The sequence below is a fragment of the Roseovarius pelagicus genome, assembly GCF_025639885.1.
Lineage (GTDB): Bacteria > Pseudomonadota > Alphaproteobacteria > Rhodobacterales > Rhodobacteraceae > Roseovarius > Roseovarius pelagicus.
This window is the reverse complement of record NZ_CP106738.1, coordinates 1,322,946-1,339,240: the sequence shown is the minus strand read 5'-3', so window position 1 is coordinate 1,339,240 and position 16,295 is coordinate 1,322,946. Positions and strand designations below refer to the sequence as shown.

Genomic DNA, 16,295 nt, shown 5'->3' with positions numbered 1-16,295 from the left:
CTCGGTATTTATCGACCCTATCGGTCATCGTCGCCAGTTGACGTGTCGCGCGCGTCAATACCCCTCGCGCTTGTAACCGAAAAATACCTTGGTCAGCTCCTCGACGATCTCCCATGTCACACGGGTGCCATCGATGACAAAGTGGCTGTCATTCGGACCCAGTTCGTAGGTCACATTGCTCGCATGGTCCGTCAGACGACACCTGCCAGAGAGGATGGTCATCAACTCGTCGCCCTGTTCGGTGCAGTCAAATGTACCAACCGTACAATGCCAGAGGCCCATGCGTGTCTTGTGCCCCCGGCCACCGGCGTCAATCCGCCCCGAGGTGCGCGGATCGCCTGCGCGCACCACGTAGGCGCTGGCGGGGTTGTCCAATGGCCAGCTTTGCAAGGGACCGACATCGTCGCCGGCTTTGTAGGAAATCATGTGGTTGGCTCCGCTGATCAGGACTGTCGGGCTCACTCTACACCGATTTCACCACTTGCCCACATTGCGCCGCTTGACACGGTGAAGCACGTCGGATCAGGGTGCCATCGGCACGGTGGGGGGATAAAATGCAGCAATACGATCTGGTTATCATCGGGGCTGGCGTGATGGGCCTCGCCCATGCCTACCACGCGGCGCAGGCTGGGTTAACCGTTGCCGTATTGGAGCGCTCCGACACAGCGAACGGCGCATCGGTGCGCAATTTCGGCATGCTGGCTATCGTCGCACAAAAACCGGGGGCGGAACTACAGAGCGCTCAACGGGCCCTCGCAGATTGGCAAAAAATCGCAGCCGGGGCCGGGATTTCAATGCGTCGCGCCGGGTGTCTCTTTGCGGCGCGTGTTCCCGAGGAAATGCAAGTATTGGAGGAATGTGCCGGATCGCAGGGGCACGCGTTCGAGCGCATCACCCAAGCCGATCTGGAACGCCGGGCGGGCGTTCCACTGGCGGATGGCCTGTTGGGCGGCATCTGGAGCCCCGACGCCTGGAAAGTGGATCAGCGGCAGGCGATGGCGAAAATGGCCGCTTGGTTGCAGCGTGAACATGGTGTTGTCTTCCATTTTGGCACAGAGGTGCGTGCGATATCGGGCCAGACGGTGCAGACTGATACCTTTGAGATCGACGCCGGCCATATCATTCTGTGCGCGGGCGACGATTTCGCCACGCTTCTGCCAGAGGCCTTTGCGGCCAGCGGTGTAACGCGCTGCCGGCTCCAGATGCTACGCACCGCGCCGCAGCCGGGGGCATGGCAACTGGCGCCATTCCTGCTCGGCGGCCTCAGCATGACGCGCTACAGTGTTTTTGCTGACTGCCCGGGATTGCCCGCACTCAAAGCGCACCAGCAGGCGGCGCAGGAGGCATATCTGGCGAATGGCATTCACATGATCGCCTGTCAGGAGGATGACGGCAGCCTGACCATCGGCGATCTCGCACCATTACGGCGATGATCCTGTGCAGCCCAGATCGGAAGAGGTCGACGACCTTCTGCTGACCGAACTGGCCGCGCTGGTCACGTTGCCGACGCCGGGTGCTGTGGATCGTTGGATCGGGTGCTATGCCCATCTGCCGGGGCGCGATGCACTGGTGCTGCATCCGCAGTCCGGCGTGACGGTGGTAACGATGACCAACGGGCAGGGCATGACCCATGGCCTGAGTGTGGCGCAGGGTGTTATCGGCACGGTTCTGGGACGACCCTGACCATGGCTTGACCCACCACTGGTTGTGGTGGGTCATATGTGTCCGGTCTTAGTCGTCGCGGTCAGGGGATGCCTCGCGCTGCGGGCGGCCGATGACGTCCTTGAGGTCGTCCAGCTCGATAAAGTTATCGGCTTGGCGGCGCAGCTCGTCCGAGATCATCGGCGGCTGGCTGCGAATGGTCGACACGACTGAAACGCGCACGCCCTGACGTTGCAGACTCTCGACCAACGGGCGGAAATCGCCGTCACCGGAGAACAAAACAATGTGATCGACGCGCGGAGCCAGCTCCATCGCATCAACGGCCAGCTCGATATCCATGTTGCCCTTGACCTTACGGCGGCCCTGACTGTCGGTGTATTCCTTGGCTGGTTTGGTCACCATGGAAAAGCCGTTGTAGTGCAGCCAGTCGACCAGAGGCCGAATCGGCGAATATTCGTCGTTTTCCAGCAATGCCGTGTAATAAAACGCGCGGAGCAGCTTGCCGCGCCGCATGAACTCGGTTCTGAGCAGCTTGTAATCGATGTCGAAACCAAGCGACTTTCCGGCTGCATACAGATTCGATCCATCGATGAACAGCGCCAGCCGTTCGTCCTTGTAAAACATCTGAAATTCCTTTCGAATGAATATCCGCCCGATCTGCGTGAGTGGGTGAGTGGTTGGGGACAGGGGCGGGATGATGTGTGAATTTAAGCACTATCGTGCTTGGCGACAAGAGACCCAGAGGTCGACCCGAAGGAGGCTGACGTGGGGTTAGGCAGTGGATTCTTGATCGCACTGGGTGGAAATTTGCCGTCATCGGCAGGCCCTCCCGAGCAGACACTTCGGGACGCCTTGGCGATATTCGGCAAATGGGGCTGCAGTGTGGTCTGTGTCAGCGAATTTTATCAAACACCCTGTTTTCCGCAGGGCGCAGGCCCTGACTACGTCAATGCGGCCGCGCGAATAGACTATGATGGCACCCCGTCAGAGCTGTTGGCAGTGTTGCACCGGGTCGAGGCGGAGTTCGGCCGCGAACGGGTACAGCGATGGGGCCGCCGCACGCTGGATCTGGACCTGATTGCAGTCGGCGATTTGGTGCTGCCCGATGCGCTGATTTTCGCCCATTGGCACGATCTGCCACCCGAGGATCAGATATGCGCCACGCCGGATCAGCTGATCGTGCCGCACCCGCGTTTGCAGGATCGCGCATTTGTGTTGGTGCCATTGGCGGATATTGCGCCCGACTGGTGCCATCCCGTCCTGCGCCGCACCGTAAGCGAGATGCTGAACGCCCTTCCGGCGCAGGCGCGCAGCGAGGTTGTCGCGCTTGGGTCGGGCCGAGATCCGACGCTTGTAAATCCTGATTCGAGCGCGTAAATACGGGCTTTCTGATGGATGACTAGACCGGAGGTCTCATGGCCCGCGTAACAACCGAAGACTGCGTTGACAAAGTCCCGAACCGTTTCGACCTTGTGATGCTTGCCGCGCACCGCGCGCGCGAGATTTCTGCAGGTGCGCCGCTGACGGTGGACCGTGACAATGACAAGAACCCGGTCGTGGCCCTGCGCGAGATCGCGGAAGAGACCCAAGGCGCGGACGCATTGCGTGAACGCCTGATCGAGTCGAACCAGACGGAAATCGAAGTCGACGAACCCGAAGAAGACAGCATGGCGCTGCTCATGGGGGGCGGCGAAGCGGATAAACCTCAGGACGATGATATGTCCGAAGAGAAACTGCTGCGTGCTCTGATGGAGGCGCAGGGGCAGGGCTGAGCCCAAACCCTGCGACCGGAGGCGCGGACTGCATGATCGCCGTTGATGATCTGATTGATCTGGTCCGCACCTATAATCCCAAGACCGACGAAGACATGCTGCGCGCGGCCTATGCCTATGGTCGCGACATGCACGAAGGTCAGGTGCGCCATTCAGGCGAGCCTTATTTTTCGCACCCCGTCGCTGTTGCCGCCGTGTTGGCCGAGCAGCGGCTGGACGATGCGACGATTGTCACAGCTCTGCTGCATGATACGATCGAAGACACCCGCGCCTCTTATGCCAGCGTCACGGAAAAATTCGGTCGCGAGGTTGCCGATCTGGTCGATGGCGTGACCAAACTGACCAATCTCCAACTGTCCAGTTCCGAAACCAAACAGGCCGAGAATTTCCGCAAGCTGTTTATGGCGATGTCGCGGGATTTGCGCGTGATTTTGGTCAAACTCGCCGACCGGCTGCACAACATGCGCACAATCAAGGCGATGCGCCCGGACAAGCAGGTGCAAAAGGCGCGTGAGACGATGGACATCTTTGCCCCCCTCGCGGGCCGGATGGGCATGCAATGGATGCGCGAAGAGCTGGAGGATCTGGCCTTTCGCGTGATCAACCCTGATGCGCGCGCCTCTATCATGCGTCGGTTCATCACGCTGCAACGCGAATCGGGCGACGTGATTGACCGGATTACCGGCGATATGCGCAAGGAACTGCGCAAGGTCGGCATCACTGCCGAGGTTCTGGGCCGCGCCAAGAAACCTTACTCGATCTGGCGCAAGATGCAGGAAAAGGAGATGGGGTTTTCCCGTCTGTCCGACATTTACGGTTTTCGCATCGTGACCGAAACCGAGGCGGACTGCTATGCTGTCCTTGGCGCGATCCATCAGCGCTGGCGCGCGGTGCCGGGCCGGTTCAAGGATTACATCAGTCAGCCCAAATCGAACGGCTACCGCTCGATCCACACCACGGTGTCGGGCCGTGACGGCAAACGCGTCGAAGTTCAGATCAGAACCCGCCAGATGCATGATGTTGCCGAAACCGGCGTTGCCGCACACTGGTCATACCGTGACGGTGTACGCACCGAAAACCCGTTCGCGGTTGATCCGGCGAAATGGATCAATTCGTTGACCGAACAATTCGACGCCGAAGAGGATCACGAGGATTTTCTCGAGGCGGTCAAGCTTGAGATGTACGCCGACCAAGTGTTCTGCTTCACCCCCAAGGGCGATGTGGTCAAACTGCCGCGCGGCGCGACACCGATTGATTTCGCCTACGCGATCCACACCCGCATCGGCAATGCCTGCGTTGGGGCCAAGATTGACGGAATGCGGGTGCCACTCTGGACGCGGGTCAAGAACGGCCAGTCGGTCGAGGTAATCATCGCGGACGGCCAGACCCCACAGGCGACGTGGCTGGACATTGCCACCACGGGCAAGGCAAAATCGGCCATTCGCCGTGCGCTGCGCGAATTGGACCGTGGGCGGTTCATCAAACTGGGGCGCGAACTGGCACGTTCCGCTTTCGAGCATGTGGGCAAACGCGCCACCGACAAGGCGCTTGAGGCAGCCGCGCGCACCCTGCGCATCGGCGGCGCCAATGAACTGCTTGCTCGGATGGGCAGCGCCGAACTGACCGGTCGCGAAGTGCTGAACGCGGTTTATCCCGATCTGATCCCGGCCGAGGGCGACGAGGTCAGCCGCGACCGTGCGGTGATCGGACTGGAGGCCGATCAGCATTTCGATCGCGCCCATTGCTGTCAGCCACTCCCCGGCGAGCGGATCGTGGGGATCACCTATCGTGGCCGCGGCGTGGTGTTGCATGCCATCGATTGCGCGGGTCTGGCCGCGTTTGAGGATCAGCCGAACCGTTGGGTTGATCTGCAATGGCATGCGGGCACCCACGAGGCAGCCTATAATGTGTCGCTTGATGTGACCATCGGCAACGATGCCGGCGTCATGGGACGGATTTGCACCTTGATCGGCGAACGCAACGCCAATATCTCCAACCTGACGTTCCTTGACCGAAAACCGGACTTCTATCGGCTGCTGGTCGAGGTGGAACTGCGCGATGCCGAACAGCTACACAGTGTCATTTCAACACTGGAAGCCGAAAGCGATGTCGCCGAGGTGGTACGTCACCGAGATTTGGCGCAAGGTGCAGCCGCAACACGAACCGAACGCTAGGAGCCGACCCAAGTGGTTTTCAAACGTCGAGACAAGCGACCTGTTTGGAAAGCCGTCGGCGGTTTCTTTTGGCCAAAAGGCGGCTGGGGCCGCGCTGCACTTTACGTTAAGCACCGCTTGCGCCGTCTGCCGGATCCTCCTCACCGTATAGCGCGCGGAATCTTTGCCGGTGTTTTTGTCTCGTTCACACCGTTCTTCGGGTTTCACTTCTTTGCTGCGGCATTCGTTGCTTGGGTGATGCGCGGTAATATTCTGGCGTCACTATTGGCGACGTTCTTTGGCAACCCGCTGACCTTTCTGGCCATTGCCACCATCTCGCTTCAGACCGGGCACTTCATGCTTGGCAAGGGCGGGACGTTGCCAGAGGAATCGCACCGATCTCTGGGCGGAAAATTCATCGATGCGGGCAACGATTTCAAACAAAACCTCTTTGCGCTCTTCAACGATGACGTGGCGCATTGGAGCAAGCTGCATGTTTTCTATGACGACGTGTTCTTTCCCTACATGATCGGTGGGATCATTCCGGGGCTGATCGCGGGGATTGCTTGTTATTACTTCAGCCTGCCTTTGTTGATCGTCTACCAGAATCGCCGCAAAAAACGACTGAAGAAGAAGTGGGACGAGCTCAAGAGGAAGGCCGCACTCAAAGATGCGGATCGCTCTGACGTGGATCAGGAACCAGAGGGATAGGTGGTGCGGCGGACTTTCGCCTTTCCGCATGCCGGGCAATGGGCTTAGTCTGTCACCGACTCGTCATTCTGCCCGAAGGAACCTACCATGTCATTCAGCGACCGCCTCCGCCTCGGCATCAACATTGACCACGTTGCGACTGTTCGCAACGCCCGTGGCGGTGACACGCCTGACCCACTTCGCGCCGCCAAACTGGCCGAGGAGGCCGGCGCTGATGGCATCACCGCCCACCTGCGCGAGGATCGCCGCCACATTTCTGATCGCGATATTGACGCACTGATGGATAGTCTGACGGTGCCACTCAATTTTGAGATGGCTGCGACTGATGAGATGATGCAGATCGCCCTGCGGCACAAACCCCACGCGGTTTGCATCGTGCCGGAAAAACGCGAAGAGCGCACCACAGAGGGTGGGCTGGAAGTGGCCCGCGAGGAAAACCGACTGGCGCATTACATCGCGCCGCTGCGCGAGGCAGGTTGCCGCGTGTCGATCTTTATCGCCGCCGAACCGGCCCAGATCGAGGCTGCCGCCCGGATCGGGGCCGAGGTGATCGAATTGCATACCGGCGCCTATTGCGATGCCCATGCCGAAGAACGCTACATGGCCCGAGATGCTGAATTGCAAAGCTTGCGCGAAATGTCGGCCTATGCCCATTCGCTCGGGCTTGAGGTGCATGCCGGGCACGGCCTGACATATGATACTGTCGGTCCAGTCGCGGCCTTCCCCGAAGTGCGCGAGCTCAATATCGGGCATTTCCTGATCGGCGAGGCCATCTTTCGCGGCTTGCAACCGGCTATCGCTGAAATGCGCGGGCTGATGGACGCGGCGCGCGGTGATGCGTTGAAATCCACGGCATGATCTATCTGCGCTACTCTCTCGTTTTTCTGGCCGTGGCCCTTGGGGCGGGGGTGGTGGTGCGTTTGCTTGAAGGGCGGGTGTCAGAACTGGGGGCCTCCACGCAACTGATCGTTCCTGCGATGGTCGCGGCATTGATCGAGGGGCACCGTTATGCGCGCACCCATCGGCAGAGGGTCCCGCGCGCCGAGTTGTGGGGATTCGTCTGGATTGCCACCGCGTTGGCGACGGCGCTTAACCTTGCGCTGGCCTATCTGGCGGGCGGGTTGCTGCCGGAATTCGGCAAGCTGACGATCGCCAGCTTTGGCTCGCAGCAGTTTTTGATCCTGCTGGGCATCTATACCGGAGCCTACCTGATCTCGAACCGGTTTTTCTATGGTATCGGCACATCGACCGAACTGGGCCGGCAGGCGCAAAAGGATAACAAATGAGCGGCTATGAGACGGTCTTGTTATTGATCGCATGGGCCGTTGCGGGGGGCAGCCCGGGGCCTGCAACATTGGCGATCTCGGGCACGGCTATGGATGAGGGGCGTGTTGCAGGTCTGAGCATCGCCGCCGGAATTTTCTGCGGATCGGCCTTCTGGGGGATCGCGGCAGGTGCGGGAATGAGTGCTGTCATGCTCGCCAATGCGTGGGTATTCGAGGTGATCCGATACGCTGGTGCGGCCTATCTGATGTGGTTGGCGTTCAAGGCGTTCAAACGCGCCCTGCACCCACCCGCTGCGGCTCGGATGCGTGCGGCCTCCGGCTTGCGTCGTCTCTGGCTTAAGGGCGCGCTCATTCACGTCACCAACCCCAAGGCAATCCTGTCATGGGGCGCGATCTATGCCATCGCGCTGCCACCCGGCGCGACCCCGGCAGCGGTGTGGTGGCTCTTTGCCATGCTGATCGCAACCTCTGCGGTCGTATTCTTCGGCTACGGCCTGCTCTTTTCCGCGCCACGCATCGCGCGCGGCTACACGCGCCTGCGCCGCGGATTCGATGCTGCGTTCGCCGTCCTTTTTGGTGCGGCCGGATTGAAAATCCTCACCACCAGACTGGAGGTCTGACCGATGTTGCGTACAGCCCTGATGCTATGCCTGCTGGCCACACCTGCCGCTGCACAACAGGCGGTACCGTGCGATTGGGTCGCGCGTGCGGATGCCATTGTCGAGCCGTGGGAGGATAACACCGCCACCTTTGCCAATGGCAAGGTGCGCCTTGCGTTGATGGACGTGATCGAACCCGCCGCTGGCGCGTTTCACATCCTGATCCTGTCCCCTCCGAGCGATGAAATGGGTGGGCGGCAATGCCGGACATTGGGGGCGTCGGAAAATGTCGGCTTTTCCGATGTGGACTGGAGCAGCCTCGACGCCGGATATGATCCTGCTGTCGGGCTGATCTTTGATCTCAACGTCCGGGTCTATGACGGCATCGACTTCGTGCCGCGCTGGTTGCGCTTCACCCTGAACCAAGCGACCGGTGTAATCGGTGCACGCTTGAAATGAGAAACAAAACAATCAAAGATAATGACAATAAATGGCGGCGCATTTCATATCTTTTGGCCCTTCCGTTTCGAGCGGTCCAGTCTCTTTCCAAGGGCGCATTGCAGCTGATTTGCTTGTCTTTGTTACTGATCAACTTTTCAATTGTTTCATTTGATTTTGCTTTTTCTATAGCATCAAAAATCGTATCGACTGCGACCTCTATGGCTGGTGTGAAAGGCAGGCAGACGGTGGCGTTGCAGAGTAAGGCGGCGGAAATAGAAACCCTGAAAAGCGCGAAAGCCAGTTTGTCTGATGAGAAGTTGAAACTAGAACTGGCGAACAGTCAGCAGCGCAATACGATCCTAAACTCAAGACAAGAATTAGCTTCCCTCAAATCTCAGAACGCTAAGCTGCAGAAAAAGATTGTTGGGCAGGTTGTTGTATACCGTGGTCAGAAACGACGGGCTGAAAAGGCTGTCTCTGATGCTGCGCAGAGGATTTCTCGTCGAGTGGCAATTGCGTCGGCCCGAAATGCCGGTTCCGCTGTGGCGGAGGCGATGCCGTTCGTAGGCATCTCAGTGATCGTTGGGGCGACAGCATGGGAATTGAAAGATTCTTGTGAACTAATGAAAGATCTTTATGAGCTTGATGTAGCGTTCAACCCAGAGAATGCGATTGATGATGACGGCGTGTGCGGAATGAAGCCGCCGACTGCGGAAGAGGTCTGGCGTGCCGTTCGCGAAAGTCCGCGCGACGTCTGGGATGGCGCGCGGTCAATGTACAGTGACCTACCCGAATGGTCGTCAGGGGCGACATATGAATGGATGTTAAACGGGCGCAATTCCATCCTTGAGCTTGTGGGCTTGGGTGAAGGATCAAAATGATCCTTGGCATCGGCACAGATCTGGCCAATATCGATCGCATCGCCGCAACGCTTGACCGCTTTGGCGACCGTTTCCGCAATCGGGTCTTTACCGATGTTGAGCAGCGCAAGGCGGAACGCCGCGCAGACACGCCGGGCACCTATGCAAAACGCTGGGCCGCCAAAGAGGCATGTTCCAAGGCGCTGGGCACCGGCCTGCGCATGGGCATCGCGTGGAAGGATATGGCCGTCAGCAACCTCGACACCGGCCAGCCCGTGATGCAGGTGACTGGCTGGGCCGCGACACGTCTGGCCGAGATGACGCCCGCCGGGTTCGAGGCAATCATTCACGTCACCCTGACCGACGATCATCCTTGGGCGCAGGCCTTTGTCGTGATAGAGGCCCGCCCGATGACCAACCCGGCGATGTAACACGCCTACCCACCTTGACTCCCGCGCCGGGCGCGACCATGAAGCAGGCGACCGATTTCAGGCGGAGACCATGCATGGCCAGCGACGAAAAAAAGAGCAATTCGATCGTCGAGACGATCAAGACTGTCGTCTATGCTCTGCTGATTGCAGGGATATTCCGCACGCTGTTCTTCCAACCTTTCTGGATTCCCTCAGGATCAATGAAGGACACGCTGCTAATCGGTGATTTTCTCTTCGTCAACAAGATGGCCTATGGCTATTCCTACGCGTCCTGTCCCTCGATTCGCATTGGCGCACTGGGCATCGACATCGACGCGACCGATCTTTGCGGTTTTCTCGACGGTGACAACTCTCGTATTCTGGGCAGCGAACCAGAGCGCGGCGATATCGTCGTATTCCGCCACCCGGTGCAAGGCACCGACTTTATCAAGCGTCTGGTGGGCCTGCCGGGTGACAAGGTCCAGATGAAAGCAGGCGTTCTGCACATCAACGACGCACCCGTTGAATTGGCAGATGCCGGCAGCTTTGACGAGATGTTTGCCGCCCAAGGCCCACTGCGCTCGCGTCCGCGTTGCGAAAACGGCGTCGTCGGTGAGGGCGCGTTGTGTAGCAAGTCGCGCCAGACCGAGACTTTGCCGGGCGGGCACAGCCATTCGATCCTCAACATCACCAATCAACGCTCGGACAACACCGGTATCTTTACCGTTCCGGCGGGGCATTACTTCTTTATGGGTGATAACCGCGATAATTCCACCGACAGCCGCTTCCCGCAGGCCGTGGGTGGCGTCGGTTTCGTCCCCTACGAGAACCTGATCGGCCGCGCGAACCGGGTGATCTTCTCTTCTGCGGGCAGCCGGATGTTCTATTTCTGGACATGGCGGGGGGATCGCTTCTTCAAGAGGCTTGAGTGAAACTCTCTGCCGATCTGAAAGCCCTCGCTAACCGGCTGGGCCATGAGTTCGACCAGCCCGCACTGCTGGTGCAGTCGATCACCCATGCGTCAATGTCCTCTACCACCCGCCGCGACAATCAGCGGCTGGAATTTCTGGGTGACCGGGTGCTGGGGCTGGTAATGGCCGAGGCCCTGCTGGACCGTGATCCAGAAGCCAGCGAAGGGATGCTGGCCCCGCGCTACAACGCGCTGGTGCGCAAGGAAACCTGCGCCGATGTGGCCCGTCAAATTGACCTTGGGGTTGTGTTGAAACTGGGCCGCTCTGAAATGCTCTCGGGCGGGCGGCGCAAACAGGCGCTTCTGGGTGATGCGATGGAGGCGGTGATTGCCGCTGTCTATCTGGATGCCGGATTCGATGCGGCCCGCGACATGGTGCTGCGGCTCTGGGGGGATCGGATCGGCGCAGTCAAGGCCGATGCCCGCGACGCGAAAACCGCGCTTCAGGAATGGGCGCAGGCGCGCGGTTTACCGCCACCCAGCTACACCGAAACCGCCCGTTCCGGACCTGATCACGCGCCGCATTTCACGATACTGGCTGCCCTGAAAAACGGCCAGTCCGAAGCCGCGACCGCCGGTTCAAAACGTCAGGCCGAACAGGCCGCCGCCAAGGCGCTGCTCAAACGGTTGGAAAACGATCCGCATAGCTAGTGATCGCACACGCACGGCACGCCGCAGACAACAGCACGCCACGGCCCAAGATTGCTGGCAAAGTGCCGCGCGATGCGCTAATGGCTTGGGCTTCGCAAGGAAAGAGAACTATATGACCATCCGCGCCGGTTTTATCGCCCTGATCGGAGAGCCCAACGCAGGCAAATCCACGCTCCTCAACCGTATGGTCGGGGCCAAGGTCAGCATCGTCACGCATAAGGTGCAGACCACGCGCGCGCGCATTCGCGGCGTGGCGATCGAGGGCGATAGCCAGTTGGTGTTTGTCGATACGCCGGGCCTTTTCAAACCGCGCCGCCGTCTGGATCGCGCGATGGTCGCGGCCGCATGGGGCGGGGCGGCGGACGCCGATATCACGCTGCTTCTGGTCGAGGCCCATCGCGGCGTGACCGAAGGCGTCGAGCGTATTCTTGAGGGCCTTGGTGATGTAACCCGCGGCCGTAAGGTGGCGCTGGTCATCAACAAGATCGACCGCGTCAAGTCCGAGGCGCTGCTGGCGCTGACCAAGGACCTGAACGAACGCTTTGATTTTACCGAGACCTATCTCATCTCCGCCGAGAAGGGCCACGGCGTTGATGCATTGCGCCAATGGCTCGCCGAGATGGTGCCCGAGGGTCCGTGGCTCTATCCCGAGGATCAGATTGCTGACCTGCCGATGCGTATGATTGCTGCCGAGATCACCCGCGAAAAGCTGACGCTGCGGCTGCATCAGGAACTGCCCTACCAACTGACCGTCGAAACCGAGAATTGGGAAGAACGTCAGGACGGATCAGCCCGGATTGATCAGATCGTCTATGTCATGCGTGACGGCCACAAGGGCATCGTGCTGGGCAAAGGCGGCGAAACAGCCAAGGCCGTGTCCAAGGCCGCGCGCGAAGAATTGGAGGCGTTCCTTGATCGCCGCGTCCATCTTTTCCTGCAGGTCAAAGTGCGCCCCAACTGGCTGGAAGAGGCCGAGCGCTACAAGGAAATGGGCCTCGATTTCAAAGACGGAAACTGATGCCCGCACCCGTTTTTCATCTTTCTACAAATACTCAATCCGAACGGGCCTTATGCCGCGCCTGACCGCAGAATTCTGGGTGCAGGCCTATCTCACGCGTCTGCGTTCGGTCGCGATCCCTGCCTTTGTGGTGGCGCATGGGGACAACACCGCCGGCGCGGTGCTGGTTAAGCTCAATACCCTTGATGGTCGCGCCACAGCCTATCAACGCAGTTTTGATCTGATGACCGGTGCCCGGCACTGGGCAGAGTTAACCGCGGGAGCAGAGACAGACGTGGACGCCGCCATAACTCGCCAGCGTGGCTTTGACCCCGATCTGTGGGTGATCGAAGTAGAGGACCGCGCCGGACGGCACCTGCTGGACGAAGACGGCCTTGGCGGCTGAAAACGTGCGCAGTCCTAAAAAGCTGTACAACCGATGACCTTCGCTTGGTGTGACGTCTCGCCATACTAACCCGCAGCACTTGCGATCCACCATGTGGTGCCGTTCGTGTCCCGTACTCCCCCGCGCCGTTCGCCGTCGTCTTTCACCTCTAGCTCCTGCACTGCTTCGGCTCCCGCTGCGATGGCACGGTCGAACGCTGCCTGCGGATCGGACAGATAGAGGTGCATATGTGCGTTTGGTCCGCCCGGCATCTGCCCGACCATCACCACGCTGTCACCTATCTGCGCTTCGGCATGCATGATCTCACCGGTGTTGCGGCGCATCACTCTCAGATGCTCTGCGTCAAACGCCGCCACCATGAAAGCCAGCGCTGCCTCGGCGTCATCCACGATCAGATAGGCCGACACATCCGGATACCCTTCGGGTTTGTGCGGCTGTCGCATGGGATCATTCCACCACGATCACTTTGCGCGCCAGCACCTCTTGTTTGCTCACGTCAAGGAAACGCAACTCGTAGCTGCCCGGCTCATCCGGAAGAGGCATCTTAACAGGCGGACCATCCCCGGTCTTGATCGCGGTGATCCAGGTAAAGATCGCCTGATCGCCCCGCGCCAGCGTGATGCGTTGGTCGCCGCCCGCACTCTCGACGCTCCAGCCCACATCGATGATGCTGCCCGGCTTGGCCGTATCGGGGGCCGTCAGGCTTGCCCCGGTGTTCAGCGCGGCATCTGCGGCCAGCACCTCGAACCGGTGTCGTGCGATCACGCGCCGCCCTTCATCCAGCGTATAACGCAACTCGTAGAACCCGGTTTGTTCGGGCGCGGTCAATTCGGCCTCTGACTTGTCGCCCACGCGGGCATAATCGCCCTTGTTATAGTCATCGTCACTGCCCATTGGGACTACGCGGATATAGTCTCGTGAATCGACTGCGCCAGTCCATGAAAACCGCAGCTTATCACCCGCGCGTATTTCTTCTGGGCCTGTCACGGTTACTTCTGGTTCCGTGACCTCTATTGTGTGACGCGCCATTGTTTTACGACCCTCGTCGAGGATGTAGCGCAACTCGTACAGGCCCGGATCGGCAGGAATCTGCAGCATGCCTTCGGTTGTCTCCTGCACCCTGACATAGCTGCCATTGGTTCCTTCATCCGCACCCATTGGAACAATGGTGACATAGTCCCGACGATCTACCGCACCGGTCCAGCCGATCTTGACGTTACTGCCAGCCACCGCTGATGCGGGGCCGCTGACCGTCACTTCAGGCTCGGTGATTTCGATGGTTTGACGCGCCATCGTTTTGCGGCCTTCGTCCAATAGGTAACGCAATTCATACATGCCCGCGTCGGCAGGCATCTGTAGCATGCCTTCGGTTTTCTCTTGTACGCGGACATAGGCGGCATAGGTCGCCTCTTCGCTGCCCATCGGGACGATCGTGACAAAGTCACGACTATTGACGGTCCCCGTCCAGGTCACCTTGACCTTGCTGCCTGCCAGCGCGGTGTCTGGACCGCTAACGGTTACTTCGGGTGCAACCACCTCGATAGGGTGCGAGGCCAATGTACGGGCACCTTCCGACAGCACGTAACGCAACTCATAGAGCCCGGTTTCTGCGGGCATCTGCAACATGTCCTCGGACTTGTCCTTGACCCGGACATAACGGGTGTATTTGCCCTCATCCGCGCCCATCGGCACGACGGTGACGAAGTCGTTGCCATCCACGGCCCCGGTCCAGTTCACCTTGACCTTGCTGCCTGCCAGCGCGGTGTCTGGACCGCCGACGGTGACTTCAGGCGCAGTGATTTCGATGGGTTGCGAGGCCAATGTACGGGCACCTTCCGACAGCACGTAACGCAACTCATAGAGCCCGGTTTCTGCGGGCATCTGCAACATGTCCTCGGACTTGTCCTTGACCCGGATGTAGCGGGTGTATTTGCCCTCATCCGCGCCCATCGGCACGACGGTGACGAAGTCGTTGTCATCTACGGCCCCGGTCCAGTTCACCTTGACCTTGCTACCTGCCAGCGCGGTTTCGGGGCCACTAACTGTAACCTGCGCGTCGGTGACTTCGATCGGTTGGGTTGCGAGGGTGCGGGCATCCTTGTCCAGAACGTAGCGCAATTCATACAGGCCCGGTTCAGCGCCTGCGGACAGTGTACCGCTGCCATCCGTGGCGTCGCGGACATACTCGTAACCGGCGTAAGAGCCTTCATCTGCTCCCGCGGGCACGATCGTGACGTAATCTTCGGGATGAACCGCACCGGTCCAGGATACATCGAACGTGGTGCCGACCAGTACCGACTCGGGCCCGCTGATCGTGACATTGGCATCCACCAGTTCAATATCGGCACGACCCAGCGCGGCATAGCTTTCACGGTCCATATAGCGCACTTCATAGAGGCCCGGCTTGCTCTGCGCGCGCAGCAGCGCCGTCAGCGTGTCGCCGGTCAGAACTGTGTCAGTATAAATCTGATCATCAGCGCCGACAGGTACGATGGTGATGAAATCTTCGGGATGGTTGGTTTTGTCCCAAGCCACGGCAAAGAGCGATCCGATCACGGCCGTCTCGGGCACGGTGAGCGTCACTTCGGGCAATTCCGGCTCAGGTTCAGGCTCGGGCGCTGCCGCAACGGCGGTGCCCACGGTGCTCAGTGCCGCGCCCAGCTCGTCGGCATTGCTGGCCTGAATGAACTGTCCGCCAGTTTCCTCGGCAATACACGCCAGTGATGCGGCATCCTCGGACCCGCCGAGACCGAAACCCACCACATGCGCGGTAAAGCCGACACCGCCCTTTTCCAACGCACGCGCCAACGCACATGGATCGCGTTCGCAGCTTTCCAGCCCGTCTGATATCAGCACGACCGTCGCGGGCCGATCTGTATACGCCAGTTGCTGCGCGGCCATCTCGACCGCGTCGGTCAGCGGTGTCTTGCCCGTCGGTGTGATCTGGTTGATTTGTGCCTGAATGTCACCCGCTGTTCCGGTTGCGGGGGCAATCAACGTCTCGATATCGGTGCAATCGCCGCGTCGCCGGTGACCGTAGGCCATTAGCCCGACCTGTCGCGAGGTTGTCCATTCACCCAGCAGGTTATCCATGACATCGCGCGCAATCTCGATCTTGGCGACGCCATCGATCTGGCCCCACATCGAATTGGACCCGTCAAAAACGACCATTACATCCTCGTCGGCGTGTGCGGCAGGAGCGGCAAGGGTCAAGATACTCGCAAGCAGTACGGAAAAACGGGTCATGGAAATCCTCACATCAAAACGGTTGAGCAAAGTGAACCATACTTTGCGCTGATTCTCTACCGCGCCGCAGGATGCACGGCTGGCATTGCCTGTGCGCCAATGCGATACTGACGCATTACCGACGTATTACC

At 59.8% G+C, this 16,295-nt stretch carries 20 protein-coding genes; 16 read left to right on the top strand and 4 right to left on the bottom strand.

All coding sequences use genetic code 11. From position 1 onward, the window contains the following. Positions 1-54: 54 nt before the first annotated feature. Positions 55-426 carry a cupin domain-containing protein gene (locus N7U68_RS07620; protein ID WP_263048735.1) on the bottom strand — a complete coding sequence of 124 codons (372 nt, stop codon included), beginning with the start codon at positions 424-426 and terminating at the stop codon, positions 55-57. A gap of 128 nt (positions 427-554) precedes the next feature. On the opposite strand from N7U68_RS07620, the gene N7U68_RS07615 reads away from it, so the two are divergent. Together N7U68_RS07615 and N7U68_RS07610 are read left to right on the top strand one after the other, a co-directional pair. Then, a complete protein-coding gene (locus N7U68_RS07615; protein ID WP_263048734.1) occupies positions 555-1,433 on the top strand; it encodes a TIGR03364 family FAD-dependent oxidoreductase in 879 nt (292 codons plus the stop codon). 4 nt (positions 1,434-1,437) lie between these two features. After that, the gene (locus N7U68_RS07610; RefSeq protein ID WP_263048733.1) at positions 1,438-1,683 is read left to right on the top strand and encodes a hypothetical protein; all 246 of its coding nucleotides are present in this window, start codon (positions 1,438-1,440) and stop codon (positions 1,681-1,683) included. 48 nt (positions 1,684-1,731) lie between these two features. On the opposite strand, the gene N7U68_RS07605 is transcribed toward N7U68_RS07610, so the two are convergent. After that, on the bottom strand, positions 1,732-2,286 hold the full coding sequence (locus N7U68_RS07605; protein ID WP_263048732.1) for a LabA-like NYN domain-containing protein: 555 nt from the start codon (positions 2,284-2,286) through the stop codon (positions 1,732-1,734). A 141-nt stretch (positions 2,287-2,427) separates the two neighbouring features. Here N7U68_RS07605 and folK point away from each other — a divergent pair, with 141 nt between their 5' ends. The 14 genes from folK to N7U68_RS07535 all read left to right on the top strand — a co-directional run bounded on the left by folK (position 2,428) and on the right by N7U68_RS07535 (position 12,918). Beyond that, positions 2,428-3,039, top strand: coding sequence for a 2-amino-4-hydroxy-6-hydroxymethyldihydropteridine diphosphokinase (gene folK / locus N7U68_RS07600; protein WP_263048731.1), 612 nt, complete (start codon positions 2,428-2,430; stop codon positions 3,037-3,039). A gap of 38 nt (positions 3,040-3,077) precedes the next feature. Next, a complete protein-coding gene (gene rpoZ / locus N7U68_RS07595; RefSeq protein ID WP_165196758.1) occupies positions 3,078-3,434 on the top strand; it encodes a DNA-directed RNA polymerase subunit omega in 357 nt (118 codons plus the stop codon). A gap of 32 nt (positions 3,435-3,466) precedes the next feature. Beyond that, positions 3,467-5,608, top strand: coding sequence for a RelA/SpoT family protein (locus tag N7U68_RS07590; RefSeq protein ID WP_165196760.1), 2,142 nt, complete (start codon positions 3,467-3,469; stop codon positions 5,606-5,608). A gap of 12 nt (positions 5,609-5,620) precedes the next feature. Then, a complete protein-coding gene (locus N7U68_RS07585; protein ID WP_263048730.1) occupies positions 5,621-6,298 on the top strand; it encodes a DUF2062 domain-containing protein in 678 nt (225 codons plus the stop codon). 87 nt (positions 6,299-6,385) lie between these two features. Continuing rightward, positions 6,386-7,156, top strand: a complete 771-nt coding sequence (locus N7U68_RS07580) for a pyridoxine 5'-phosphate synthase (RefSeq protein ID WP_165196764.1) — start codon at positions 6,386-6,388, stop codon at positions 7,154-7,156. Further along, entirely contained in the window at positions 7,153-7,584 is a 432-nt protein-coding gene (locus N7U68_RS07575) for an ABZJ_00895 family protein (protein ID WP_263048729.1), read from the top strand. The genes N7U68_RS07580 and N7U68_RS07575 overlap by 4 nt, the downstream gene beginning before the upstream one ends. Continuing rightward, positions 7,581-8,204, top strand: a complete 624-nt coding sequence (locus N7U68_RS07570) for a LysE family translocator (protein WP_263048728.1) — start codon at positions 7,581-7,583, stop codon at positions 8,202-8,204. The genes N7U68_RS07575 and N7U68_RS07570 overlap by 4 nt, the downstream gene beginning before the upstream one ends. Before the next feature lie 3 nt (positions 8,205-8,207). Continuing rightward, a complete protein-coding gene (locus N7U68_RS07565) occupies positions 8,208-8,642 on the top strand; it encodes a hypothetical protein (protein WP_263048727.1) in 435 nt (144 codons plus the stop codon). Further along, complete coding sequence (locus N7U68_RS07560; RefSeq protein WP_263048726.1) at positions 8,639-9,505, top strand: hypothetical protein; 867 nt, start codon at positions 8,639-8,641, stop codon at positions 9,503-9,505. Before N7U68_RS07565 ends, N7U68_RS07560 begins: the two co-directional genes overlap by 4 nt. Next, a complete protein-coding gene (acpS, locus tag N7U68_RS07555; protein ID WP_263048725.1) occupies positions 9,502-9,915 on the top strand; it encodes a holo-ACP synthase in 414 nt (137 codons plus the stop codon). Before N7U68_RS07560 ends, acpS begins: the two co-directional genes overlap by 4 nt. A 74-nt stretch (positions 9,916-9,989) precedes the next feature. Further along, entirely contained in the window at positions 9,990-10,826 is an 837-nt protein-coding gene (lepB, locus tag N7U68_RS07550) for a signal peptidase I (protein ID WP_165196776.1), read from the top strand. After that, positions 10,823-11,515, top strand: a complete 693-nt coding sequence (gene rnc / locus N7U68_RS07545; protein WP_263048724.1) for a ribonuclease III — start codon at positions 10,823-10,825, stop codon at positions 11,513-11,515. Before lepB ends, rnc begins: the two co-directional genes overlap by 4 nt. Positions 11,516-11,627: 112 nt before the next feature. Then, a complete protein-coding gene (gene era / locus N7U68_RS07540) occupies positions 11,628-12,533 on the top strand; it encodes a GTPase Era (protein ID WP_263048723.1) in 906 nt (301 codons plus the stop codon). Between the two features lie 52 nt (positions 12,534-12,585). Then, entirely contained in the window at positions 12,586-12,918 is a 333-nt protein-coding gene (locus N7U68_RS07535; protein ID WP_165196782.1) for a DUF1491 family protein, read from the top strand. A 65-nt stretch (positions 12,919-12,983) separates the two neighbouring features. On the opposite strand, the gene N7U68_RS07530 is transcribed toward N7U68_RS07535, so the two are convergent. Together N7U68_RS07530 and N7U68_RS07525 are read right to left on the bottom strand one after the other, a co-directional pair. Then, positions 12,984-13,361, bottom strand: a complete 378-nt coding sequence (locus N7U68_RS07530; RefSeq protein ID WP_263048722.1) for a VOC family protein — start codon at positions 13,359-13,361, stop codon at positions 12,984-12,986. Between the two features lie 4 nt (positions 13,362-13,365). After that, positions 13,366-16,164, bottom strand: a complete 2,799-nt coding sequence (locus N7U68_RS07525; RefSeq protein WP_263048721.1) for a VWA domain-containing protein — start codon at positions 16,162-16,164, stop codon at positions 13,366-13,368. Between the last annotated feature and the right edge of the window lie 131 nt (positions 16,165-16,295).